The sequence below is a fragment of the Arthrobacter sp. StoSoilB13 genome, assembly GCF_019977255.1.
Lineage (GTDB): Bacteria > Actinomycetota > Actinomycetes > Actinomycetales > Micrococcaceae > Arthrobacter.
In genome coordinates, this window is sequence record NZ_AP024648.1 from 471,791 (window position 1) to 495,735 (window position 23,945).

The window sequence follows — 23,945 nt, forward strand, 5'->3', positions numbered from 1 at the left end:
TAGGACAAGGATCACGCCATGGTCCAATGCCGTCAATAGGTGATTGTGCGCCCTGCCCGACGTGCTTCACTAGGACTGAAGGCCACGGAGCGGGCCTCACAGCGCAAGGAACCTACCGGCGTCGAAGTTCCGGGTACTCCAGATGGGGAGCGACCGTGCCGGCGTCCCGCTCAAGGAAGTTGACGGCGGGGGCCACGATGTCATCGATTTCATCCAACACCGCTTCGCTGAGCACCACGTCGGCGGCCTTCAGGTAGTCGGTGAGATGGTCCTCGGTCCGCGGTCCAATGATCACACTGGTCACGGCGGGGTGGTTCAGGGCAAAGGCGACGGCAACCTGGATGAGGGTCAGTCCGTACCTGGCCGCCAGCTGTGCGAGTGCGTCCGCCGCGTGCAGCTTGCTCTGGTTGAAGGGAGCGGCCACGTCGAAGCGGCCGGGAACCGCAGCCGCACGTGAGCTTTCGGGCTGGCCCGCGCCAACGCGGTAACCGCCAGCCAGCCAACCGCCGTCGAGTGGTCCATAACTCAAAACCCCGACGCCGTATTGCTGGGTGATGGGGAAGACGTCGCGTTCGTTGGCGCGAACCAGAAGGGAGTAGGGAACCTGGTCCACCACCGGGGGCGTCAGGTGGTTGGTGTTCGCGATCCACTGTGCCTCGACGAGCTGCGCCGGACTGAACACTGAGGTGCCGTAGTAGAGGATCTTGCCCTGCCGGATGAGATCGTTCAGGGTGGTGATCGTCTCAAGAAGATCAGTGTTGTAGTCGGGACGGTGCGCTTGGTAGAGGTCGATCCTGTCCGTGTTCAGCCGCCTCAAGCTGTCCTCCACAGCCCGGACAATCCACCTGCGTGAGTTCCCGGCATGCGCTGGATTGGACCCCATCTGGCCGTGGAATTTGGTGGCGAGAAAAACGTCGTCGCGCCGTCCGTGGATTGCCTGGCCCACCACGACTTCGGCCTCACCCTGCGAGTAGATATCGGCGGTGTCGATGCTGGTGATGCCGCCGTCCAATGCCGCCTGGATGATGCGGATGCTCTCCGCAGGGCCGGTGGGAGCGGTCCCGGTGCCAAAGTTCAAAGTACCCAGCGTGAGGGGGCTGATCAGGGCGCCAGTGCGTCCAAGCGTTCGTAGCTCGTTGAGGCTCATGTCGGCTTCCTGTGGTGGGTCAGTGGTTTGACAGCTGCGGGCCAGTGGATGGCTCAACCGTCATCAAGGGATGTCCAATCGAGGCTACACAGGGCCGTGGGACCCCGAAATGCAAACGGTAGAACTTCTTCGTTTTTCGTCTTGCGAGGTAATGGAAGGGGCCTTACTTCGCGACATTTCTTGACACGCGGCAACACAAATGTCTTTCGAATCAACAAATATTGCCGTTCCCGGAAGCGGGTGAATTATGGGAAAGGAACTCAAGCAACGCACGATAGGGGACAGCACAATGACACAGACGACCGTGGAAGAAACGGCGGCCATCAAGGCTGCATTTGCGCAGTTCCCGTCCGGAGTGGCTGCCTTCAGTGCCATGGTGGATTTCACGCCGGAGGCACTGGTGGCGTCGTCCTTCACTGTGGGCGTGTCATTGGAACCGCCGTTGGTGATGTTCGCGGTACAGAACTCCTCCACAACGTGGCCCAAGCTTCGGCAGGCCAGCAGGTTGGGTGTGTCCGTGCTGGCCGAGGGCCAGGAAGCTGCCTGCCTTCAGCTGTCCTCCAAGACCCGGGACCGCTTCGCCGGATTGTCCACCAGTGTCAGCGACTCGGGGGCCGTTCTTATCGACGGCGCGGTGCTGGGTTTCGAATGCGAAGTTGTCTCCGAAACGCCGGCGGGGGATCACGCGATCGTTGTCCTCGAGGTCAAGGCCACCACCATCAACCACGAATCCAAGCCACTGATCTACCACGGAGCATCGTTCCGGCAGCTCGCAGCCTAGGAGTTGCGGCTTGCCCCGCTGAGCGATCCTTTACGGATGGGGCTCGAAGACTTTCCATTCTTGGAAGTGTTCGGGCCTGATTTCTTCGGGCTGTTCCCTTGGGTGGGGCCGTTCCCTTGGCCGGACCTGTTGGATTGAGGCCCGGACTTTTCAGGACCGCTGCCAGGAGACTGCTGCGCGTCCGGGGCCTTCGGGGCGGACGGTTCGTCTTTGCTGGACGGCGGTGTTGGCTCGTCCAGCTCCCGGACCGTCACCTTGATGGCGGGCGGTTCCTCTGCCTTTGCGCGCTCGGCCGCCCTCCGGTCAGCTTCCGCGACGGCGTCGGCCCAGTCCTTTGCAAGTACGGGGGGTTCCTTGCTGGCGGCCACAAGCAAGGGGTGGTGGGCGGTTTGCGTTTCCACCACTTCCTTAACGTGGACCGGCTTGGGCACCTTTTTATGGCGAACCTTCCACGCACCGTCCTTGACGGCAGAAGTGGCATCCGAGACCCGGCGTCGAACATCGCCAAGGAGGTCCTTCTTGGGTTCCGCGGCAGCAGGATTGTGTGCGGGCTCGGCAGCGGGTCCGGCAGGAACGTAGGCAAGATCTTCAAGCGGCGACTCAACACCGCGACTGGAGTAATCGACGTCGTCACCCGCCGGTGAGGGTACGCGTTCCGGAGCCGGGGGCAAGTGGACGATGGTGACTGTTTCCTTCTTGGGGAAGATGCCGACCATCGCCAAAAGAATCACCGACACAAGCCGTCCCACTCCGGCAACTACCAGAGTGATGATGACGACCACACCCAGGCCCAGGAACATGAGGATAGCCATCCCCACTGTGCCCAAATATGTCAGGTTGATGGCGAGTGTTGTCGGATCCTCCACGTAGCCTCCCCTGGCTGTCGTTTTGCGATGCGCGCATTGCCCACCCAGCTTGCACATCTAGCCTACGGTCCAGCACCGACGGAATCACGCCGCGCACCACCCTCGGGCAGGGTTGTTTCGAAGCTGTTATACGGCGTGGGAAAATGTGTTGCCCAGCTCTCATTTTCAGCCTCAGATTGGGACCCAGTGACCCCTGATTTCAGCCGACTCCGCGACGGTGCATGCCCCTGCCTCTCCGGAGAGCAGTACGACGATTGTTGTGGGCGGTTCCACCGCGGTGAGGCCGACGCACCCACAGCCGAGCAGCTGATGCGCTCCCGGTATGCGGCATTCGTCATTCTGGACCCGGCGTACCTCCTGCGAACGTGGCACGCCTCAACCCGCCCGGCTTCCTTGGAACTGGACGCTGACATGCACTGGCGCAGGCTCGACATCCTGGGCACGTCCAAGGGCGGGCCCCTGGACAGCACCGGGACTGTTGAGTTCGCTGCGCACTATCGGTCCGACGGGGAACGGGGCGTCCAGCGGGAACTCAGCCGTTTCGTACGCGAGGACAAGGTCTGGTACTACGTGGACGGCGACGTGCGCTAACGCTCCTTCCCGGTTGCCACGGCAAAAACGGCCGAACCGGAGCTTCAGCCCGCGTATCCTTGCGGACGCGGCGAGGTGCGCCTGGGACTAAATGGGAAGGAACGCGCCGGATTACCGATACTTGCGGTGCAGGTTCTCCTTGCTTGAGGCACCAGGGGACGCATCGGCGATCCACGGCCCGGTGCCTTCGGACTGGTCCAGGACTCCGGCCTCAAGCCAGGCGTAATCCCCGGCGAGGACTTTGCGCGAAAGGTGGTGGTCGCCGTCGTCGGTGTTCCGCCACAGCTGGTCGAAGTATTCGTCCACCCGCACCCGAGCCTGCTCACAGTAGGCCTCGGCGAGTTCAAAGGCGGTGGCGCCGTGTTCCGGATGGGTACGAAGCAGCATTTCGGCACGTGAGCAACATGCTGCCATGGCGAACAGTTCGGCGCCGATGTCCACGATCCTGCCCAGGAACGCTTGCTTGTGTTCCAGCTTCGCCTGCCAGCGCCCCATGCCATAGAAAGTCTGCCTGGCGAGCCGTCGCGAGGACCTTTCAACAAACCGCAGGTGCTTGCCCAGACGCCCGAACTCGCCGTAGGAGCGCGGGTCCATGCCTGCCCCGGCAACGAGTTTCGGCAGCCAGCGGGCGTAGAAACCTGAAGCGCCGACGGCGGCTCTCGCCTTGTCCTGCAGGCTCGCGTCCGCTGAGGCGAGGTCACCTGCGGCGGCAAGGTGCGCGTCCACGGCTTCGCGGGCGATGAGGAGTTTCATGATCTCGCTGGAACCCTCGAAGATCCGGTTGATGCGGAGGTCCCGGAGGAGTTGCTCGGCCGCCACGGCGCGCTCGCCCCTGGCTTCAAGGGACTCGGCGGTTTCAAAGCCACGGCCGCCGCGGATCTGAACCAGTTCATCGGCGATCCGGCAGCTGAGTTCGGTGGACCAGAGCTTGGCCAGCGCGGCTTCGATGCGCACGTCCTTTTGGCCGGCGTCGGCCATCTCGGCCGACAACTCAAACACGGCTTCCAACGCGAAGGTCGTGGCGGCGATGAACGCAATCTTCTTTCCAACGGCCTCATGCTTGCCTACCGGACGGCCCCATTGCGTACGGGCGTTTGACCATTCGCGGGCAATCTTCAGGCTCCACTTCCCAGCCGCAACGCAGAGCCCGGGGATGGAAAGACGTCCCGTATTGAGCGTGGTGAGAGCGATTTTGAGGCCCTGGCCCTCGCGGCCCAGGCGGTTCTCCACCGGCACGCGCACTTGGTGGAAACGGGTCACGCCATTCTCGATACCGCGCAGGGCCCATGAAGCTGTTCCGGTTTTCCACCGTAATGCCGGGGGAGTCCATCTCCACGACGAACGCGGAGATGCCGCCTTTGTGCGTGGTGCCGTCGGCGTCGGTGTGGGCCGGAACTCTTGCCATGACTACCACGAGTTCGGCGATCACACCGTTGGTGGTCCAGAGTTTCACGCCGTCCAAAAGGTAAGACCGGCCGTCGTCCGACAGAACGGCAGTGGCGCCCATCCGGGCGGGGTCGCTGCCGACGTCGGGCTCGGTCAGGAGGAAAGCCGTGATGGCGCCGGCGGCGCAGCGCGGAAGGTATTCCTGCTTCTGCTCGGGCGTGCCGAATTCTTTGACGGGCTCCGGAACGCCAATGGACTGATGCGCCGAAATCAGTGCGCCCAGGCTCGGATGGACGGAGCCCACCAAAGCCAGCGCGCGGCCATAATAGACCAGGGACAATCCCAGGCCACCGTATTCGCGGGGGATTTTCATGCCGAAAACGCCCAGATCCGCGAGGCCTGCAAGGTACTCATCCGGGATCTTCGCGTCGCGTTCGATCACCCGTCCGGACATGGACCTGCAGAACGCCTCGAGCTTGGCCATGAACTCTTCACCGCGCTCCACGTCCTCCGTTTTGGCTTGTGGCCACGGATGGATCAGGCTGAGGTCGAAGCTGCCCAGGTACAGGCCCTTGGCAAAGCTGGGCCGGTTCCATTCAGTTTCGCGGGCGGCCTCGGCGACGGCGCGGGCTTCTTCTGCTGTGGCGTTGACGCTTGCGGCGGTGAGACTGTTGTCAGTAGCGGACGTCATGGAATAACTCCTCTAGCCGGTTGTGCCGGATGGAGCCAGGGTCCGCCTCGGGTGGGAACCCTTCAGCTGTCCCTCAATGCTACCCGCGGGTAGCTACCCGTGCCAGAGGAAACCTGGGGCTGGAATTCGGCCGGGATTTCCACTTGTCCTGCGTGATGGACCAGGCTGTCCCACGCAAAATTGATGCCATGCACCAAGCCGCCCAGGACTGCCTTGACGGTGTACCAGGCCATTCCCATGGCACCGATCAGAACGATTGTTGCTATGGCCGCTGCTGCGATAAACGCCACCAAAATGGCGGCGAAGACCAGCGTTCCAATGAATACGTAGGTGGCTGTTTCCAGAGCAGTGAAGTCGAAATCCATGGTTCCCCCTATGCGACAGTGCGTGGGTAGACGCGGCGTGGCTGCGTCGATGATCCGACATTAGGGGTGGGCGTGGTTTTCGGCCAGCACAGAATCGCGCCGCGGCCGTGTCGATATGGGATCGAAACCGAACCGGGCGGTATGTAACGGAATGAGTACGACGGCGGCGTGCGGCTTCGGCACCTGCCCCGCCCAACTGTGAGTCTAGGTCGCAGTAGAGCGCGTTTAGGGGCCCGTAAACGTGCTCTGCTGCTACTTAGATGGGTAGGGACGCTCTGCGTTAACCTTGTACGGGGCAGTTTCCGCTGCCAGCCAGGTTTCGCAGCAGCTGAAGGAGAGTAGTTGTCCCGTTCAGCGATGTCCTCCGCCGACGCCATCAGTGCCCGGCTTCGCGACCTTGAGCAACTGACCAAAGGTCCCGCCTGGGCCCTGACACGTTCGGCACCTTGGGTGATCGCGGTGCTGCAGGCTTCCTTCACCCGCACCCGGCCGCAGCTTCCGCTGGAAGAGTTCCATGCCGACGTCGACGCCTTCCTTGAGCAGCTCCGCCGCCAGGAACCAGGGCTGGGTGGCCAGCAGAACGGCAAGGCCTTCGGCGACGAGTGGACGCGCAAGCAGTTCCTGACACGCCGCAACCAGTCCGGCCAGATTGTCTACGAGGTCACCGAAGCAGCAGCGCGTGTGCTCGCATTCCTGGACAGCCTTTCCAGCGAGCGCTCCACGCTCAACGGTTCCCGCCTGGGCACGCTGCTTGGCGATGTGGAGAAGCTCGCCAACGAGACCAACCCGGACCAAAGCGCACGTTTGGAGGCACTGGAGGAAGAAATCCAGGAGCGCCAGCAACTCGTCCAGGACATTAGCTCCGGCGAATTCGACGGCCTCCTGGACGACGAAGAAGCTGTTGAGGCCGCAGGCAATATCCTTGACCTCGCCGCCAGCCTTCCCGCTGATTACAAGAAAATGCGCGACCGCATCGAGGAGTTGGTGGGCGAGCTCCGCAACCAGATCATCGAGGAGTCGCTGAGCAAGGGCGCAACCATGGCCCAGGTCCTGGAGGCCGACAAACGCCTGCGCCAAAGTCCCGAGGGCAGGACGTTCCGCTCCTTCACAGCCTTCCTGGAAGACCCGCAGCAGCAATTGCGTTTCCGATCCGCGATTGGCGAGGTCCTCAGCCGGCAGTTCGCGGACGATCTTTCGCACGAAGACCGCGAAACGCTGAAGAACCTCGTGGCTGAACTGCGAACCCAGCACAGCCAGATCCAGAGAATCTACGGCAAGCTCTCCGAAAGCCTGAACACCTACATCCAGAGCGACGACGTCCGTCAGTCCGTCAGCCTGCGAAAGGTTCTCGCTGAGGCAGAGCAAGCCATCCGGTCCATGCCCTACGAACGTGACCGGCCCGGCCTGGTACGCGGCCCCGTTCTGTATAACGCCGGATTCGAGTCGTTGGCCATGGTCAAGCTCTTTGACCCGGACGAGTTCGCGACCCCGCCCCGGCTGGCGGACCCCATCGCCTTCAGCGATTCGGACCGGGTGCGCTCGGCACGCACCGGCAAGGCCAAACCGGCTGTTGTGCGGGCCGCGATGGCCGGCGCAGCCACCCTGGGCGAGGCATGGGAAAACCTGCCCGCCGAGGAACGACACATCAACACCGTCCGATCCCTGCTGTCCATGGCGCTGCACACCGGCGCGGGATTCGACCGGGCCGCCTGGGAACACATCGACTTCGAACAAATCGACGGCAGTATCCGCACTGCGTACCTGCCTGTCGTCACGCTGAATGAGGATTCTGATGACTGAGGAAATCACGACGACGGACGTCACCGAGGAGGAACAAGTCACCCTTGAGGAGGCTGAAGTCCCGGCTGAAACGGCGCCCCACGCCAGCCAAGGCGACCCATTCCGCGTTACCCCGCGGGACACGTTCGTTGACGGCGCTGCGCTCTTCCCCGGTGACACAGGCGTGCTGCCGATGAAGGTCCGTCACGCGCTGGTCAAACTGCTGAAAGGCCCCTACATCGACGGCGGCCGGGACGAGAAGCTCTGGACCACCCTCCTGGACAACCAACTCATCCTCCGCAGCCGCCTTTCGGAACTGTTCCTCACCCTCCAGCTCGATCACGACCGTAAGATCGCAGTCCTCCGCCCCGTTGACCCTGAGATCATCGGCGCCAGTTCACGATCAAGCATCCTGAGGCAGCAGCGTGCACTGAGCCGTGTGGAAACCATCGTCCTGCTCCGCCTGCGGCTCCTCCTTGACCGCCACGTCACAGCCCAGACGGACCCCACCATCACCCGCGAAGAGATCTCGGACCTCGTGGCCAACTACACTCCCCCCGGCCAGCAGGATGCACTCCGCGACTCCGACGTCGTCACCCGCACCATCACCAAACTCCTGGCCCGCCAACTCCTCCTCCCCACCCCCTTGGACGACACGTACACCATCAGCAACGCCCTCCCCCTGGCTCTCCCGTTCGAAAACATCGGCGACATCCCGGTCCAAATCGAAGCCCTCATCGCCGTAGCAGCCGACGAGTCGGGCACGGAGCCCCTACTGGACATCGACCCAGACTCAAACGACCTGGACGACGACGCGGAAGGTGTCGGGCCCACGGAGGTGAGCGCCGACGTCGAGCGTTTTTCGAATGAAACCGGTGGTGCCGGTTCTGGGGCCGGGAACGGCACGAGCGGCGACGCCGGGGACATGCGGCAGCATGCGTCTAAGGTGGGCCCACAACCGCAGGGTTCCCTAACCGAGCTTGCGAGGTCAGGGGGCGGTTGGGGAGGCACGAGCGAGCATGCAGAGCATGTGTCCGGTACCGCCGCGGACGCAACAATGACCGACAGCGAAGGAGCAGCCAAGTGACCATCGCAACCATGCTCCCGCTCGGCGAGCTCACCAACCCGGGCCAGATGCGTTTGGCACTCGTGCAGGTGGTCAACTGGGGCACCTTCCATGGGGCCCATACGATGCACGTGGATCGCAACGGGACCCTCCTGACGGGCAATTCGGGCGTCGGCAAGTCGACGCTGTTCGATGCCATGCTCCGTGTCTTTGATGCCCGACCGCGCTCAAATGAGGCCGCTGCGCAGCGTTCCGGTGGCGCTGTGGAGGACAAGAGGACCACGTTCACTTATATGCGCGGCAAGGTCGGTGATAAGGCTGTTGGGGATGGTTCGGCCAGTGCCTTCCAGCGCCCTGGTGCCACTTGGTCCGCCGTCGCTCTGACGTTTGATAATGCGGCAGGCACGAAGGTGACGGTCTCTGCGCTGTTTGATTTGCCGAAAAATGGCACGGAGTCCAGCGTCGGGCGTTTTTACGTGATCGACAACAAGCCGCTGGACCTGGAAGCGATCGAGGGGATCGCCCGGAAGAGGTTCACCAAGGGTGCGCTGGAATCGATCTTCCCTGACGGGCAGGTCTTCGACGTCCATAAGGCGTTCGCGGAGCGGTTCCGCAGGCTCCTGGGCATCAACTCTGACCAGGCGCTTCCCCTGCTGCGCGTCATCCAGGCCGGGAAAGGCCTTGGCGGCAGCGTTAATACGTTTTTCCGCGACCAGGTACTCGATGCTCCGGCTACGTTGGCTGCGGCTGATGATGTGGTGGAGGAATTCAGCAACCTGATGTCTATCCGGCAGCGGTTGGAGGATGTCCGGCAGCAGCGCGATCAGCTGGCGCCGGTACCTGGGCTGAATAAGGATTATGCGCAGGCGTTGTTGGACGCGAACAGGCTTCGCGAGTTGGCTGGCGAGGAATTTGAGGCGTACAAGCAGCAACTTGCTGTCACCGTCCACGCCAAGACCTTGGCGCGTTTCAAGGAATTGGCACAGTCCAAGGCACAGGAACTCGCTGCCGAGCGCACGGTCCGGGATGCTTTGGCCAAGGAGCTCCGTGAGCTGGAGCTGGATTACAACAACCGCGGCGGTAACGCGATTTCGGCTATCGAGCAGTCGTTGGAGAACGCCCGCGTCAGTCTGAAGTTGCGACAGCAGGTGGAGGAATCTGCCCGGAAGGCGCTGGCCGATGCTGGGCTGAACCTTGACTGGTCGGCCGAGGGCTGGGACCAGGCCCATGAGCAGGCGGCTGCCCGTTCGGCGGAGTTGAAGGACGACTCGGAGGCTTTGAAGGAGCTCCGTTTCGAGGCCTTCGACGGCCACGCGACCAAGAAACGCGAGCTGGCTGCGGCTGAGCAGGAGCTGTTGTCGTTGCGGTCGCGCAAGTCCCTCTTGCCGCCGTCGAGCATAGAAAACCGGGCCGCGATCGCAGCCGCGACCGGCATCCCCGAGGAACGGATGCCGTTTGGCGGTGAGCTGATCGACCTCGCCGAGGGCCAGGATCAGTGGCGTCCGGCCGCGGAACGTGCGCTCCGCAACCTCGCCACCACGCTGTTGGTCCCGGGAGAGCACTTCGCTGCGGTTACGCGGTACTTGAACGACAACACGGTCCGGGGTGCACTGCGCGCAGTTGATGTGTCCAAGCCCGTTGCCGGTGGCGCGCTGGCTGTGGAGGACGTGTCCGACGGCGACCTCTTGACCAAGTTGAGCATCCTCACCTCGGGCGCCAACGCCGACGCCGGGGCATGGATCCGCGAGCGGATCGCCTTGGACTTCGCGTACCCGTGCGTGGAGGACCCGGACGAGCTTGCGGCGATGGACAAGGGCCTCAGCCTGGGTGGCGTGGTCAAACGCAACCGGCACACCGTGGAAAAGGACGACCGTTTCACGAGCCGGCAGGATTACGTCCTCGGCTTCGACAACGCATCCAAGCTCGAACTGGTGGCGGCCCGCGTGGGCGAGCTGGAAAACGAGCTGGCCAAAGCTGCCGAATTGGCGCAAAGCCGTGAAGATTCCCACCAAGGGATGGCCCGGCAATTGGAAGCCCTTCGCAGGGTGGCCGAGGATGAGCGTCCATGGGAACAGGTCTCCGCAGCGGTTGCCGCGGAGGAGCTTGCCCGGATTGAGCAGCGGCTTTCCGATGCGTTGGCTGCCCAGGCGGACCTTGAACCGTTACGCGCCAACATCGAGGCAGTACGGGAAAAGCACCAGTCCGCCACAGGTGCGGCGGCCGTGCTGCAGAGTGAATACAAAGCGCTCGACCAAAAGATGATCACGGCTGATGGCCTGCTCGATGCCGCCAGGTTGAAACTTGAGCAAGCACCGCCGTCGAGCTCCACCGTGGCCGCGCTGGAACCGTACTTTGCCGGCGTCGGCGAGGTATCCGAGCTGTACGAACTCGACAACCTGGCCAACAGCGTCCGCAACAAACTGCTCGACGAGCTGCACGGCGCCGAATCGCGCAGCCAGGCGACGGCCGAGCGTTTGACGCGAATTTTCGAGGCCTTCGTGCGTGATTGGGGCAGCGCCATCAGCGCTGACCATGGCACGTCCATCGGGGCTGCCGGGGACTTCGAATCGCGCTATCACGCGATCGTGAGCGATGGCCTACCCGCCCAGGAGGCCGAATTCCGGCTGTTCTTCAACCAGCGCACGCACGAATCATTCAGTACGCTGCTGCACCTGCTCGATGAGGAGCGCCGGAGTATCACCAGCCGGATCCTGCCCCTCAACGGCATCTTGTCAGAGGTCAATTTCCACGAGGGCAGCTATCTGGAACTGGACATCAAGCAGACGCTTCCGGCTACGGCCAAGCAGTTCAAGGATGCGATCCAGAACGCGCTGAAGGCCAAGCACACGCGGCCCTCCCGCAGCGCATCTGCCGCAGCTGGAACGGAGGTCGACGACGACGCCGAGCTCACCGCCCGCTACAAGTCGCTGGAGACCCTGGTGAAGCGTCTCGGTTCCCAAACCCCTGAGGACCGCCGTTGGCGCGCCGAAGTGCTGGACGTCCGCGGCCACCTGTTTATCCAGTGCAAGGAGCACAAGGAGGTGGCCGGGAAGTCGGCGAAAACCGGCAAGACCGGCAAGAAGAAGACCGAGGTCTTCATGCATGCCGATACGGGCTCCATGTCCGGCGGTGAACGTCAGCGCTTCACGGCGTTCATCATGGCCGCGGCCCTGAGCTACCAGCTGGGTATTGCCGAGCAGGGCTTCACTACCTACGGCACCGTGATGATGGACGAAGCGTTCGTGCTGGCATCCGAGGAATTCGCAGGAGCCGGCATCAAGGCGCTTCACGAGTTCGGCTTCCAGTTATTGCTGGCCGCGCCGGAAAACGTGATCGACCTCTCGCGTCACCTTGGCTCGGTCACGGAAATCCTTCGGGACAAGCGGACCAACCGGTCGGGCGTGCTCACGTCTCCCGTCATTGCGGGCACGGGAGAGCCCGGCGCATGGCGGTCAGAGGCGAATCCCGTGGATATCGTCCTGCGCTAAAGCAACGCGGGGTCACCTACGGCCCATGCTGAGGCCATTTATGGGCCGTAAGTGACCTCGCGTTGCTAGCGGGTGGAGGTGCCCCGGACCCGGTCCAGGAACTGGGCTGTGCGCTCCTCAAGCCCGGCGATTTGCCGAACCACGACGACGGCCGGGTCAGGGTTGATTTCATTGGCAGGCGGCTCCTTGCGCACATTGGCGCTGCAGCCGAACTCGGCACAGATCAGGGTCCCCACGGTGTTGCCGTCCTTGCCTGACTGTCCGGCCTTCTTGGCGACCCACAGATAGACGTCGTCTTTGGAGAAGACGTCACGGCACAATTCACAGAGGACCACACGCTTCTTTCCGGAGCCTCCTTCAGGCGCCCGGAGCATGATTCCGGTGAGCTTGCCCCGGTGCGGGACAACCAGGTAGCCGCGCTGGGGCATTTTTTCGTCGCGCCAGCCGAGGAATTCAAGGTTTTCCCAGTCGATGGTTTCAAAGTCGCGCGGAAGGTTGAGCCTGGCGGCTTCGGACCGGCTGGCATTGATGAATGACGAACGGATTTGTTGGGCAGTAATTTTCTGCATGGCAAAGCTTCTTTCGGAGTTGATCGACGGCGCGCTGAACAGGAGCGCCAGCTGGAAAGGAGCGTCGGTCATCTGTGAAAGCGAGGCACAGCAAAGAGACCCAAACAGGAGTTCGGAGTGCGTGTACCTAGAGTGATGCCGACGGGTGGGGGAGTGCCAAGCAGGCCAAAATGGCCACCTCGCCATCCATGGCTGCAGCAACTGAAATCGTGCGCACGCTCATCTCCTCGTCGTTCTCCTTGGAAGCGGTAGTCCGCTGCCGATATCTTAGCAATGTGCACGGTGGACATTACGTGACGCAAACGTTTCGTAATTATCCAAAGGGTAGGCTAGCCTTACTTAGGTTCGCATCCCTTACCTAAGGAGTCCCGTGGCTTCCCTTCTTCCACGCCGCGCCCTGCTGAAGACCGCAGGCACCGCGACAGCCGCTTTGGCCGCCGTCGCCCTTTCCCTCACTGGCTGCTCCACCGGGCCCGCCACCTCCACTCCGGCAACGGAGCAGGCAGAAACCGCTGCTTTCCCGGTGACCATCAAGCACGCTTTCGGTGAGACCACCATCAAGGAACAGCCCAAGCGCGTAGTCACCATCTCCTGGGTGAATGACGACGTCGCAATAGCCCTGGGCGTTGTCCCGGTTGGCGTTCCCAAGAACGAGTGGGGCAACAACGACAAGGGCTCCACCCCGTGGAAGGATGCCGCGCTGGAGAAGCTTGGCGCCGGATTCGGTTCGGACAAGGCTCCCGTGCAGTTCTCCGAGGCGGACGGGATCAACTTCACTGAGATCGCCAAGCTGAACCCGGACGTCATCCTCGGCGCCTACTCCGGCCTGGAGGAAGCCGATTACAAGAAGCTTTCCGAAATCGCTCCCGTGGTTGCCTACCCGGAGCTCGCCTACGGTACGCCCTGGCAGGAAAGCACCACCATCATCGGTAAGGCCCTCGGCAAGGAAGCCGAAGCCAAGAAACTGATTGAAGACACTGAAGCCACCGTCAAGGACAAGGTTTCCAAGTACCCGCAGATCAAGGACAAGACCTTTATCTACGGCAACCTCGAACCGGCCAAGGGTGACGGCGTGAACGTCTACACGGCCATCGATAACCGCCCGCGCTTCCTCTCCGAAATCGGCATGAAGCTCGCTCCGGTAGTGGAGCAGAACACGAAGACCAACAAGGACTTCTTCATTGCGTGGTCCGCTGAAAAGGCCAACGAGCTCGAGTCCGATGTCTTCGTGACGTGGGTGCCCGAAGCCGCCACGGCCGACGCCATCAAGGCCGACCCCCTGCTGGGCCAGATACCCGCGGTCAAGTCCGGCGCACTCGTCGCCGACGCCGATCAGACCCTGACGCTGTCCATTTCCGCCTCCTCGCCGCTGAGCCTGCCGTGGGCCCTGGACACGTTCCTGCCGCAGCTGGGCAGTGCAGCGGACAAGGCAACGGACGCGGCAGGCAAGTAACTGCAATGAAATTGAGTACGACGACGGCGGCTTCCGTGGGGCAGGTTGGCGGCACATCTGTGCCTGGTAACCAGCGCGATAGCGCACCCCGGAGCAATGTGGCCGGAGGGGGAACCGGTTCCAGGGCAACAAGCGGGCGGAGTGCCTGGCTGCTGGTCGCCGTCGTCGTACTCGTCGCCGCGTGCGCAGCATCCTTGGCGATCGGCGCGCGCGGGCTTCCCCTGTCCACCATTTGGGAAGCCATCACCAACTTCAATCCTGAAAGCGGCGACCACGCAGTGGTCATCGCACGGATTCCCCGCACAGTATTGGGTCTCCTGGCAGGCGCCGCCCTGGGCTTGGCCGGAGCCGCAATGCAAGGAGTGGCCCGCAACCCCCTGGCTGATCCCGGGATTCTGGGACTCAATGCGGGTGCGGCCCTTGCGGTTGTCGTGGGCATCTATGTTTTCGGCGTCGGTTCGCTCACCGGCTACATTTGGTTCGCCTTCATCGGCGCCGCAGCTGCCGCCGTCGTCGTTTACGCCATCGCGTCCAGGGGACGTGACGGTGCGACGCCGGTCAAGCTCGCCCTCGCGGGCGCGGCGCTGAGTGCCGGCCTGTTCTCGCTGATGAATGTCATCCTGGTCTCAAGCCAGGACACCCTGGACCGCTTCCGGTTCTGGCAGGTGGGAAGTATTGGCGGACGCGACTGGTCCGTTCTGCTACCTGCTCTTCCCTTCCTGGCCGTCGGCGCCGTAATCGTTCTGGCCAGTGGCCGCATCTTGAACAGCCTCGCCCTGGGTGACGACATCGCACGTGGACTCGGTCAGAATGTTGGCCTATCCCGTGGAATCATCGGCCTTGGGATCGTCTTGCTGTGCGGATCCGCCACCGCGTTGGCTGGACCCATCGCCTTCCTCGGCCTGGTGATTCCGCACGCTGTCCGCTCGCTCACCGGTCCGGACTACCGCTGGGTCCTGCCGTTCTCCATGATCTCGGCGCCCATCCTGCTGATCATCGCCGATGTGATCGGCCGAGTGGTCCTGCTTCCCGGCGAAGTTCCGGCCGGAATCATGACCGCGCTCGTGGGTGCGCCGGTGTTCGTCTGGCTCATCCGCCGCGGAAAGGAGGCCGGACTATGACCACCCTTCGCAAACTCCCCGCCGAGTTGGCACTTAATGGCAATGTTCCCCGGAAACATTCGTATCAATTGTCATTTCGGCGCGTGCCCAGCCCAACGTTCTTCCTCGGCTTGGCCCTCGTTGTCATGTTCGCCGTGTACGTGCTGCTGGGCAGCTACACGGTGACCATCCCTGATTTCTTCAAGATCGTCATCGCACACTTGACCGGCGGCGAGAAGATCCCCGGGGCCAGCTTCATCGTCATGGAGCACAAACTGCCCCGCGCTGCCATCGGAACACTGATCGGCGTGGCTTTTGGCCTGGCCGGCGCGCTTTTCCAAACCATGCTGCGCAACCCCTTGGCCAGCCCTGACATTATCGGCATCAGCTACGGAGCCAGTGCAGCGGCCGTGACGGCGATTGTCATCTTTGGTGCTTCCGGAGCCGTCGTTTCCTGGGCAGCCCTTGGCGGTGCGCTGGGTGTTGCTGCCATTATCTACGCGATTTCGCGCGGCACCGGGTCCGGGGCAGGCGGAGGCAGCCGTGGCAATGCTGCCGGCAACCGCCTCATACTCGCAGGTGTGGGCATCGCCGCGGCACTGCACGCAGTGGTCAACTTTCTCATGACCCGTGCTGACATCCGTACCGCGGCTGACGTCCTCGTCTGGCTTAACGGTTCGCTGAATTCTGCCAATTGGGAGCGCACCGGGATCCTCATGGCCTCCTTGCTGGTCCTGGTTCCGGCTGTCATCATCCTTGCCGGCCCGCTGCGCATCCTCGAACTCGGTGACGATGCAGCTGCCGGCTTGGGCATCAGGGTCAACGCCACCAGGCTGGGACTGGTCTTGACCGCCGTCGGGCTTGCCGCCTCCGCGACGGCGGCTGCCGGTCCCGTTGCCTTCGTCGCTTTCCTGGCCGGACCAATCGCCCGACGCATCGTCCGCAAACCCAGCCTGCCGGCGTCGGCCTTTACCGGCGCGCTGATCGTGTTGGCCGCAGACTTCTTCGCCTCCAACATCGCACCCGCCATCCTCGACGGAACCGTCCTCCCGGTCGGCGTCATCACGGGCGCCCTCGGTGCACCCTTCCTGCTGTGGCTCCTGGTCACCTCGAATCGAAAGGAAGCCTGACATGGCCATGCTTAAAGCCAAGGACCTGACACTCCAATACGAGCAGCGCAAGGTGGTTGAGGGCCTCACCACGGAAATCCCCGAGGGTAAAGTCACGATGATCGTGGGCGCAAACGCCTGCGGTAAATCCACGCTTCTCCGTGGATTGTCGCGGCTGCTCAAGCCCGCCGGCGGGGCCGTGACCCTCGACGGCAAGGACATCCATTCCCGACCCGCCCGTGAGCTCGCCCGGACGTTGGGCCTTCTTCCGCAGCACCCCACCGCTCCGGACGGTATTAGCGTGCGCGACCTCGTGGGACGGGGCCGGTATCCGCACCAGGGCTTCTTCCGGAGTTGGAGCGATTCCGACGACGCCGCGGTGCAGCGGGCGCTCCAAGCCACCGCAACGCTGGAGCTCGCAGAGCGAAGCGTCGACGAATTGTCGGGCGGACAGCGCCAGCGCGTCTGGATTGCCATGGCCCTTGCGCAGGAAACTGACGTGCTGCTGCTTGACGAGCCGACCACATACCTGGACCTTGCGCACCAGGTGGAAGTGTTGGACCTCGTTACGGACCTCAACCGCAGCCGGGGCACCACCGTGGCGATCGTGCTCCACGACCTCAACCTCGCCGCGCGCTACGCCGACCACGTCATCGCCATGAAGGGCGGATGCATTGTGGCCGAAGGACCCGCACCCGTTGTGGTGACCGAGCAACTGGTCTACGACGTCTTTGGCCTGGAATCCCGCGTGGTTCCAGACCCCATCTCAGGAACACCGCTCATTGTCCCCATCGGACGCCATCACGCACAGCCCGTTTCAACCAACGAACTGGAGATCGCCTCATGAGTGCACAACCAACACGGACCCAAGCGAGCGCCAGCGTGGAACCCATGACCCTTGCCTTCGACGTCACGGTCTCGGCCGTGCAGGACCTGAGCCCGAATTTCCGGCGGATCACGTTCGGTGGCTACTCGCTGCGGGGCTTCGGCGTTGCAGGGGATACCTTGGACCTGCGCGTGAAGCTGATGATTCCTTCATTCGACGCCCAAGGACAGCAGATCCCCCTGCCCGAATTCAAGATGGAAGAAGCCGGGTGGTACCAGGAATGGTTGGCCATGGATACTTCCGTCCGGGGAGCCATGCGCACTTACACGGTCAGGGCTGAGCGACTCGACGCCGTGTACCCCGAAATCGACATCGACTTTGTCATGCACTTTGACGACGCAGGCCATGGCGGACCCGCAGCCAACTGGGCTGTCGCGGCGACGCCAGGTGACGCCCTCACCATCATCGGCCCGAACAACCGTGCAGCCCAATGCACCACGGCCGGTGCCTACGGCGGCATCGAATGGCGGCCCGGGCTGGCCCAGAGGGTCCTGCTCGCCGGAGACGAGACAGCAGTGCCGGCAATCAGCGCCATCCTCGAGAGCCTGCCCGCGGACATGACCGGCCACGCATTCCTTGAAGTACCCGAAGCCGGCGACTTCCAGGACATCAGCACACCTGCCGACGTCGAAATCACCTGGCTCGCCCGCGGCGCAGCGATTGGGCGCTCCCGCCCACATGGCGAACTCCTCAAAGAAGCCGTCGCCAAGGCCGTTCCCGTCCCCGGTTGGGTAGGAATCAAGGGATCCGAAGCTGCCGGTCCCGAACCCGAAGACGTCAACGTGGACCAGGACATCCTCTGGGAAACCCCGCAACGCATGGACACTGCCGCCATCGAAGCCACCAAGAACCCCACTTCGCCTGCCGGTGCGCTGCCCTTCTACGCCTGGATCGCCGGGGAAGCGTTCGTCATCAAGGAAATGCGGCGGTACCTGGTGCGGGACGTCGGAATCGATCGGAAGCAGGTTGCTTTCATGGGCTACTGGCGACGCGGCAAGGCAGAGGGCTAAGGCTGTTTGGCGTCGTGGCTGGGTCGGCCGCTTGGGTCCGGCCGGTTGGCGGCCATCCTCTGCGTGCTGCTCCTTCGTCGCTTTGACGCACGCTGCCGGATGACCGCCAACCGGCCCCGTGCGTCCCTCACCCTCCGATGCTCTCTCACTTCCCGTTCGTTTTTTCGGTTTGCTCTCTCACTTCCCGCCCGTTTATTCGGTTTGTTCTCTCACTTCCCGCTGGTTTTTTGGGGATGCTCTCTCACTTCCCGCTCGACCTGTTCACTTTGGGTTGGTTGGGGAGTAACCGGGGGTGGGTAGCGTTGTCTGGATGCGGGATGGTTGCGCGGCTGGGGACAGCGGACGACGGCGGTACGTCGCCCTTGGCGATTCCTTCACCGAGGGCGTGGGGGATCCGAGCAAGGTTTTGCCTAACGGGGTACGCGGCTGGGCAGATCGTGTCGCCGAGAAATTGGCCAAAGCGCAGCCTGGATGGGAGTACGCGAATCTCGCCGTACGCAGCAAACGGCTCCGGCACATCATCGATGAACAACTCGAACCTGCCCTCGCCATGGAACCAACGCTCATCACGCTTTATGCCGGTGGCAATGACATCCTGGACTTTGGCACGGACATGGACGCGCTCCTCAACGACTATGAACTGCTGGTCGCCCGGCTTGCTGGCACCGGGGCCCACGGTGGTCCTTTTTACCGGTTTTGACGTGAAGGTCTCAGCCGTCCTGGAACCGTTCAAGAAGCGCAACACGATGTACAACCAAAAGGTCCGTGATGTGGCCGCAAAGTACGGGGCCATCCTGGTGGATTACTGGTGCTTCGACGCCTACAAAGATTCGCGGATGTGGGCTCCCGACCGGCTTCACATGTCCAAGGCCGGCCACAAATATCTTGCCGCCCAGGTCCTTGACCATCTGAACGTCCCGCACAAGATTTCTCCGAAGCAATGGGACCCACCCCAAAGAATGACAATGCGCGAATGGGAACGCAGGCAGCGGCGCTGGGTGAACGACTGGGTTCTGCCTCTCTTTGGACGTAAACTCCGCGGCATCACCCTGGGGGACTCCCTGAATCCCCGTTGGCCCCAGCCTGTGAAAGTCCCCCGGAAGGGCGGACTGAAGAAACTGGTCGAAAACCAGCAGGCCACGCAGTGAAGGCAGCCAGCAGGCCTTATTTCTCGAGCAGGTTCTCGTAGCCGTCGGCCACAGTGGTGGCCGTGAATTCGATGATCTCGAACTCGGCCACGCCGTTGCTGAAGAACGGGTCTTTGGCCAGTGAGTTATCCAGGGTTTCCCGGTCAACCTTTGACAGCAGCACGCCGCCCGTGGCTGGAACGCGACGTCCCGACGCAAGGAACACGCCGGCGTCGAACGCGTCTTTAAGCCAGGCCATGTGGGCTGGACGGTGGAAATCGACGATTTCGTCGGGAACTTTGTAGGTCAAGGCGACAACAAACATTCCGCCAGCCTACCGTTTGCGGCTGCAGCAAGGCCGGGGCAACCGGCTAATTCTCCTAAGATGGATCCATGACTGAACCCCGCTGGCTTAATGCCGACGAACGCCGTGCCTGGTTGGCCCTCTTGAGCATCAATACCTTGCTCCCCTCGGCGCTGGATACGCAGCTTCAGTCTGCTGGAAAATTGTCGCTGTTCGACTACAACGTGCTGGCGATGCTCTCGGAAACCGAGGGCAGGTACCTGCCCATGAGCGAGCTTGCCGCCCGGACCAGTGCCTCGCTGTCGCGCCTGTCGCACGTGGTCACCAAACTCCAGAAGCGCGGCTGGGTGGAACGTCAGGCACACCCCGGCGACGCGCGCGTCACCGTCGCCCACCTGACCGAGGCCGGCATGTCCACCATTGTGGCACTGGCCCCCGGTCACGTTGAGTCCGTGCGGGCGCTGATGCTCGATTCACTCTCGCCCGACGACGTCGCGGACCTCGCGCGCATCGGCGAGAAGATTGTCTCCAGGCTGGACAATAACCATTGGATCCTGCGCGAATCGTAGCCTTGTCCGTGCTTTGTAGGTAGCGGTCGCCTAATGGCAGACTGACGGCATGGATTTTTCTGCCCGTTATGTTGCCTTGGGGGATTCCTTCACTGAGGGCGTTGGCGACGACGACCCAACGCGACCCAACGGCGTCCGCGGGTGGGCCGACGTCGTTGCCCGGCAGCTGGCCCACAGCAACGAGGACTTCGGCTACGCCAACCTCGCCATCCGCGGCAGGAAGCTCCGCCAAATCATGGCGGAACAAGTGGACGCGGCCGTCGCGCTGAAGCCCACTTTGGTGACGATGTATGCCGGTGCCAACGACATCCTGCGGCCCAAGATCGATATTGACTCGCTTTTGGAGGATTACGACGCCGGCATCGCCAAGTTAAGCGCGACCGGCGCCACCGTTGTGCTCTTCACGGGCCTTGACGCCCGCGGTTCGAAGGTTTTCAGCACGATGCGTGGTCGGACCGCGATCTACAACGAACTGCTCCGCGAAATCGCCGAGAACCATGGTGCCCTGCTGGTGGATTACTGGCGGTTCGATGAATACTACGACGTCCGGATGTGGGCGCAGGACCGGATGCACATGTCGACGGCGGGCCACGTCAATATGGCCAAGCGCGTGCTGGACGTCCTCGAGCATGAGCATGTGCTCGAAGTCCCGGAGCTCGCACCGCTTCCCACGCTGAACCGATCCGAAGCTATTCGGGCAAACGCGCGATGGGTCCGGGAATTCGCCGGCCCGTGGGTAGTGCGCCGTGTACGGGGTACGTCCTCGGGCGATGGGCTTAGCCCGAAGTATCCGGCTCTGATCCGCCCGGTGTAGTTAAGCCGGGCGAGCAGAACTCGCTCAGCCCGCGCTACGAAAACCGGGTGTGGCGAGCAGCGTTCCGGTCCTGCCAACCGCGAGCACGTCGACGCCCCATTTCTCCACAGCGTGATCCAGGGTTTGCGGTCCGCCTGCGACGATGGCTGTTGCCAGGACGTCGGCCGTGACAATGTCCTGTGCCGCGACGGAAACCTGAACGAACTCCGGCCGCACTGCACCGACGGTCCAAATGTGTTCCCCGCGTTCCGCCGAGCCTGACGTTGCAAGGGCCCTCACTCCGCGTTCCGCCGAGGCACTGAGGCGGTATGTACTGAGCAGCTTCCGGCGGTCAAACGGATCAACGATGCCGGCCAGCCACGGATTGGGTTCTTCAAACCCGGAGTCCACCGGCTCCGGTGATCCGCTTACCAGCACGTCCCCGCCGGCGTTGAGGCACCAATTGTGCAGGCCGAGGGCACCCAGGGACAGTGCAGCTTCGCGCATGGCGTGGGCTTTGACGATTCCGGAAAGATCCAACGCACCGTCCGGTCGCTCGGCCGTGAACGCACCTTCGGTCTCCACGCGCCATTCCGAGGCCACGGCATAGAGCTCCTGCATTCGCTCCGAGGCATAAGCCAACGTCAGTTCGCCACGGGCCAGCCGGCTTGCCTCAGATCCTTCCCGGTAAAGGCTGAACGTCAGGTCCAGCTGCGTAAATATTTCCCCTACGACGTCGACGGCGGACTGCAGCTCATCGACGCCGGTTTGGGCGGAGGTTCCGCTCGCCACGGTCAGGCTCACCACAGTGCCCATGCTGCGGAACGTACGCGCACGGAGCTGTTCGCCGTTAAAAGTTGGCTGCATCGAGGGCCGCCTGGAGGGAGGTCAGATAGGCCTCACTGGTGACTGTTGCGCCACTGACAGTTTGGACGTTGGCTGACTGGGCCCGCAGGACTTCGGATCGCAGGACAGGTGCTGCCCGGCTGCTGATCTGTGCAGACTTCCGTTCCGCATCGGTGAGTTGCAGGGGTGTGACCTCGGTGATCTTGCCATTCTGGATAGTCACCTGGACCTGAACCGTGCCGAAGCGGGTCTGGACCGACGCGCCGTCGTACGTTGCCGCCGTCGTGCTTTCCGCGGTGCTGCCGTTCGCCGCTGAACTGCCGGCCGACATGCTGCTGCTCAGGCTTGTTGTTGTGGACGTGGTTGTTTCGGCAACATGAGCTCCTGATTGCCAGCCTGCGAGCAGTATGCCCGCGGACGCCAGGGCCGTTGCCATCGCTGCGCGGATTCTCACCAGTCGAACCTTTCGTAGTGGAGTTGTTCTGCAGGTGCCCCGGCGGCCTGTGCGTCCTGGACCACCTTGCCGGCCCAGCCAGCAGGGCCGCAGACGTAGACGTCGGCGTTGGCCGCGTCCGGGATATAGGAACGGAGTGTGAACCCGGCTTGGACGGCTGATTCGGGGAGCCATGCGTTGGGGCGTGCGGAGCGCGGGCCGGTCAGGTGGAAGAGGGTCGCGCCGCGGGCTTGGCAAAGGGCCATGATTTCCTGACCAAGGAAGAGCTCGGATTCGTCGTGTCCGCGCAGCAGGACCGTTGCATTGCCAGGCTCAAAAGGCGTGGATTCCAACAGCGACCGCAGAGGAGCAATGCCGATGCCGGCGCCGATCATCACCACTCTGTTGCGGGACCGGGCGGCGGTGCTGAACATCCCATAGGGTCCCTCAAGGGCGACCCTGGTGCCGGGCCTGAGGCGGGCAAGCCGGGCCGATCCGTCGCCTAGATTTCGGACGGTGATACGGAGTTTGCCCACGGCAGTGCCCGTAGCGGGGAGTGGCTCCGCGGATAGGCTGAAGGGATGCGGCTGCCACCAGAACCCGGGAGCCAGGAACCTCCAGATGAAGAATCTCCCGCCGCTGCCAGCCAGCTTTTCCAGATGCAGTCCGGTCATTTCGATGCTGAAGACATCAGGTGCAACACGGACTACACGACTGACCGTGAGCTGATGCCGGACTGTCGCAGCGAGTGGCAGGTAAATCCTGAAGAACAGGAGCGCCGCGCCCGTCCCGATGCAGAAAGCCAGCCAATACCAGCGCTGCCAGGTTCCTTCGGCAAAGAGTCCGCCAACACTGAACTGGTGGGGGATGGCCGCTGCCACTGCTGCGTAGGTCAGGAGATGGATTACGTACCAGAATTCGTACGGGAACTTTCGTCGCACCGCCACTAACGAGGTCACGACCACGGCGAGGAACAGCGCCATCGCGACGAACGCGAGCCACATATCCGGGACGTTGACCCACAGGGACACCGATTCGCTGATGGGGTCGAGGCCTTCTGCGGCGCCATAGCCGACCGCCAGGAGGATCCCATGTGCCAGCAGCAGGTAAAGCGCCGGCTTACCCAGTGATTTATGGATCTCAAGAGCGCGGTCGTGGCCGATTGTGTTGTCGATCAGCGGGATCCGGGCCGCCAGGAGCAGCATGAGGAGGACCACGTCCATGCCGACCAAACCAGCCACGATTCCCAGGCCTGTCGCGCCACTGGCAAAGGAGGAGAACCCGCCTGCGCCGCCGTCTGCGAGCCACAAGGCGACCGCGGCCACCGGGGACACCCACCCAAGGAAACCCAGAATGTCAGCCCGGGCCAGCCGCCGTCGGGCTTGCCCCTGGAAGGGTTCGACGGCGGCCGGCGGTGTCCGTGGGCCCGGCGCCGCGGACTGTTCAGCACCCGAAACACGTGAAAGAAGCGATGTCATGATCCAAGACTCGCCAGGCATCCTTTCGTTCTGCTGTGAAAGGGCTTGCGAGGGCTTATGATTCCTGATTGGTCTTAATTTGGCCTGGCCCGTAGAATAGTTAGGCGC

Annotated in this window: 19 protein-coding genes and 3 pseudogenes; 13 read left to right on the forward strand and 9 right to left on the reverse strand. The window is 63.0% G+C overall.

All coding sequences use genetic code 11. The features are described from left to right. Positions 1 to 112 precede the first annotated feature (112 nt). Positions 113 to 1,147, reverse strand: coding sequence for an aldo/keto reductase (locus LDP01_RS14475; protein WP_224093504.1), 1,035 nt, complete (start codon positions 1,145 to 1,147; stop codon positions 113 to 115). A gap of 289 nt (positions 1,148 to 1,436) precedes the next feature. Here LDP01_RS14475 and LDP01_RS14480 point away from each other — a divergent pair, with 289 nt between their 5' ends. Then, entirely contained in the window at positions 1,437 to 1,928 is a 492-nt protein-coding gene (locus tag LDP01_RS14480; RefSeq protein WP_224093506.1) for a flavin reductase family protein, read from the forward strand. Here LDP01_RS14480 and LDP01_RS14485 read toward each other — a convergent pair. Then, positions 1,925 to 2,794 (reverse strand): hypothetical protein, encoded by an 870-nt coding sequence (locus LDP01_RS14485; protein ID WP_224093508.1) that lies wholly within the window; start codon positions 2,792 to 2,794, stop codon positions 1,925 to 1,927. The genes LDP01_RS14480 and LDP01_RS14485 overlap by 4 nt on opposite strands. A gap of 186 nt (positions 2,795 to 2,980) precedes the next feature. Here LDP01_RS14485 and LDP01_RS14490 point away from each other — a divergent pair, with 186 nt between their 5' ends. Further along, positions 2,981 to 3,385 (forward strand): YchJ family protein, encoded by a 405-nt coding sequence (locus tag LDP01_RS14490; protein WP_224093512.1) that lies wholly within the window; start codon positions 2,981 to 2,983, stop codon positions 3,383 to 3,385. A 111-nt stretch (positions 3,386 to 3,496) separates the two neighbouring features. On the opposite strand, the pseudogene LDP01_RS14495 reads toward LDP01_RS14490, so the two are convergent. Beyond that, positions 3,497 to 5,462, reverse strand: a pseudogene (locus LDP01_RS14495) (acyl-CoA dehydrogenase family protein). A 62-nt stretch (positions 5,463 to 5,524) separates the two neighbouring features. Beyond that, a complete protein-coding gene (locus LDP01_RS14500; RefSeq protein WP_224093514.1) occupies positions 5,525 to 5,827 on the reverse strand; it encodes a hypothetical protein in 303 nt (100 codons plus the stop codon). 342 nt (positions 5,828 to 6,169) lie between these two features. Here LDP01_RS14500 and LDP01_RS14505 point away from each other — a divergent pair, with 342 nt between their 5' ends. The 3 genes and pseudogenes from LDP01_RS14505 to LDP01_RS14515 all read left to right on the forward strand — a co-directional run bounded on the left by LDP01_RS14505 (position 6,170) and on the right by LDP01_RS14515 (position 12,160). Further along, positions 6,170 to 7,627, forward strand: a complete 1,458-nt coding sequence (locus LDP01_RS14505; RefSeq protein ID WP_224093516.1) for a DUF3375 family protein — start codon at positions 6,170 to 6,172, stop codon at positions 7,625 to 7,627. Beyond that, positions 7,620 to 8,441, forward strand: a pseudogene (locus tag LDP01_RS14510) (DUF4194 domain-containing protein); the annotation flags it as partial. The gene LDP01_RS14505 and the pseudogene LDP01_RS14510, both read left to right, overlap by 8 nt. A 248-nt stretch (positions 8,442 to 8,689) precedes the next feature. Next, positions 8,690 to 12,160 carry an ATP-binding protein gene (locus LDP01_RS14515; protein WP_224093517.1) on the forward strand — a complete coding sequence of 1,157 codons (3,471 nt, stop codon included), beginning with the start codon at positions 8,690 to 8,692 and terminating at the stop codon, positions 12,158 to 12,160. Between the two features lie 65 nt (positions 12,161 to 12,225). On the opposite strand, the gene LDP01_RS14520 is transcribed toward LDP01_RS14515, so the two are convergent. Then, positions 12,226 to 12,729: an FBP domain-containing protein gene (locus LDP01_RS14520; protein ID WP_224093844.1), complete on the reverse strand. Its 504-nt coding sequence runs from the start codon at positions 12,727 to 12,729 to the stop codon at positions 12,226 to 12,228. 370 nt (positions 12,730 to 13,099) lie between these two features. Between LDP01_RS14520 and LDP01_RS14525 the strand changes: the two genes are divergently transcribed. From LDP01_RS14525 to LDP01_RS14550, 6 genes and pseudogenes are all read left to right on the forward strand, one after another. After that, the gene (locus tag LDP01_RS14525) at positions 13,100 to 14,182 is read left to right on the forward strand and encodes an iron-siderophore ABC transporter substrate-binding protein (RefSeq protein WP_224093518.1); all 1,083 of its coding nucleotides are present in this window, start codon (positions 13,100 to 13,102) and stop codon (positions 14,180 to 14,182) included. A 5-nt stretch (positions 14,183 to 14,187) separates the two neighbouring features. Then, positions 14,188 to 15,303, forward strand: a complete 1,116-nt coding sequence (locus LDP01_RS14530; RefSeq protein WP_224093520.1) for a FecCD family ABC transporter permease — start codon at positions 14,188 to 14,190, stop codon at positions 15,301 to 15,303. Further along, entirely contained in the window at positions 15,300 to 16,412 is a 1,113-nt protein-coding gene (locus LDP01_RS14535; protein ID WP_224093521.1) for a FecCD family ABC transporter permease, read from the forward strand. Before LDP01_RS14530 ends, LDP01_RS14535 begins: the two co-directional genes overlap by 4 nt. 1 nt (position 16,413) lies before the next feature. After that, a complete protein-coding gene (locus tag LDP01_RS14540) occupies positions 16,414 to 17,238 on the forward strand; it encodes an ABC transporter ATP-binding protein (protein WP_224093522.1) in 825 nt (274 codons plus the stop codon). Continuing rightward, a complete protein-coding gene (locus LDP01_RS14545; protein ID WP_224093523.1) occupies positions 17,235 to 18,287 on the forward strand; it encodes a siderophore-interacting protein in 1,053 nt (350 codons plus the stop codon). Before LDP01_RS14540 ends, LDP01_RS14545 begins: the two co-directional genes overlap by 4 nt. A 310-nt stretch (positions 18,288 to 18,597) precedes the next feature. Beyond that, positions 18,598 to 19,435: pseudogene (locus LDP01_RS14550) on the forward strand (SGNH/GDSL hydrolase family protein). A 16-nt stretch (positions 19,436 to 19,451) separates the two neighbouring features. Here the strand turns inward: LDP01_RS14550 and LDP01_RS14555 are convergent. Further along, positions 19,452 to 19,739, reverse strand: a complete 288-nt coding sequence (locus LDP01_RS14555) for a YciI family protein (protein ID WP_224093524.1) — start codon at positions 19,737 to 19,739, stop codon at positions 19,452 to 19,454. Positions 19,740 to 19,807: 68 nt separating this feature from the next. On the opposite strand from LDP01_RS14555, the gene LDP01_RS14560 reads away from it, so the two are divergent. Next, complete coding sequence (locus LDP01_RS14560) at positions 19,808 to 20,287, forward strand: MarR family winged helix-turn-helix transcriptional regulator (protein WP_216927438.1); 480 nt, start codon at positions 19,808 to 19,810, stop codon at positions 20,285 to 20,287. A gap of 49 nt (positions 20,288 to 20,336) precedes the next feature. Continuing rightward, positions 20,337 to 21,101, forward strand: coding sequence for an SGNH/GDSL hydrolase family protein (locus LDP01_RS14565; protein WP_224093526.1), 765 nt, complete (start codon positions 20,337 to 20,339; stop codon positions 21,099 to 21,101). A gap of 24 nt (positions 21,102 to 21,125) precedes the next feature. Here LDP01_RS14565 and LDP01_RS14570 read toward each other — a convergent pair whose 3' ends face one another. The 3 genes from LDP01_RS14570 to LDP01_RS14580 are packed head-to-tail and all read right to left on the reverse strand — an operon-like array spanning position 21,126 to position 23,837. After that, positions 21,126 to 21,947: an FAD:protein FMN transferase gene (locus tag LDP01_RS14570; protein ID WP_224093527.1), complete on the reverse strand. Its 822-nt coding sequence runs from the start codon at positions 21,945 to 21,947 to the stop codon at positions 21,126 to 21,128. Continuing rightward, positions 21,931 to 22,380: an FMN-binding protein gene (locus tag LDP01_RS14575; RefSeq protein ID WP_224093531.1), complete on the reverse strand. Its 450-nt coding sequence runs from the start codon at positions 22,378 to 22,380 to the stop codon at positions 21,931 to 21,933. Before LDP01_RS14575 ends, LDP01_RS14570 begins: the two co-directional genes overlap by 17 nt. Beyond that, positions 22,377 to 23,837 carry a ferredoxin reductase family protein gene (locus LDP01_RS14580; protein WP_224093533.1) on the reverse strand — a complete coding sequence of 487 codons (1,461 nt, stop codon included), beginning with the start codon at positions 23,835 to 23,837 and terminating at the stop codon, positions 22,377 to 22,379. Before LDP01_RS14580 ends, LDP01_RS14575 begins: the two co-directional genes overlap by 4 nt. Positions 23,838 to 23,945: the final 108 nt, after the last annotated feature.

Bases quoted from the DNA above. Each gene is read 5' to 3' on its own strand.
- LDP01_RS14540 (WP_224093522.1), top strand. From the start codon at position 16,414: ATGGCCATGCTTAAAGCCAAGGACCTGACACTCCAATACGAGCAGCGC.
- LDP01_RS14570 (WP_224093527.1), bottom strand. From the start codon at position 21,947: ATGCAGCCAACTTTTAACGGCGAACAGCTCCGTGCGCGTACGTTCCGC.
- LDP01_RS14535 (WP_224093521.1), top strand. From the start codon at position 15,300: ATGACCACCCTTCGCAAACTCCCCGCCGAGTTGGCACTTAATGGCAAT.
- LDP01_RS14565 (WP_224093526.1), top strand. From the start codon at position 20,337: ATGGATTTTTCTGCCCGTTATGTTGCCTTGGGGGATTCCTTCACTGAG.
- LDP01_RS14530 (WP_224093520.1), top strand. From the start codon at position 14,188: ATGAAATTGAGTACGACGACGGCGGCTTCCGTGGGGCAGGTTGGCGGC.
- LDP01_RS14520 (WP_224093844.1), bottom strand. From the start codon at position 12,729: ATGCAGAAAATTACTGCCCAACAAATCCGTTCGTCATTCATCAATGCC.
- LDP01_RS14580 (WP_224093533.1), bottom strand. From the start codon at position 23,837: ATGACATCGCTTCTTTCACGTGTTTCGGGTGCTGAACAGTCCGCGGCG.
- LDP01_RS14560 (WP_216927438.1), top strand. From the start codon at position 19,808: ATGACTGAACCCCGCTGGCTTAATGCCGACGAACGCCGTGCCTGGTTG.
- LDP01_RS14475 (WP_224093504.1), bottom strand. From the start codon at position 1,147: ATGAGCCTCAACGAGCTACGAACGCTTGGACGCACTGGCGCCCTGATC.
- LDP01_RS14500 (WP_224093514.1), bottom strand. From the start codon at position 5,827: ATGGATTTCGACTTCACTGCTCTGGAAACAGCCACCTACGTATTCATT.
- LDP01_RS14545 (WP_224093523.1), top strand. From the start codon at position 17,235: ATGAGTGCACAACCAACACGGACCCAAGCGAGCGCCAGCGTGGAACCC.
- LDP01_RS14555 (WP_224093524.1), bottom strand. From the start codon at position 19,739: ATGTTTGTTGTCGCCTTGACCTACAAAGTTCCCGACGAAATCGTCGAT.
- LDP01_RS14480 (WP_224093506.1), top strand. From the start codon at position 1,437: ATGACACAGACGACCGTGGAAGAAACGGCGGCCATCAAGGCTGCATTT.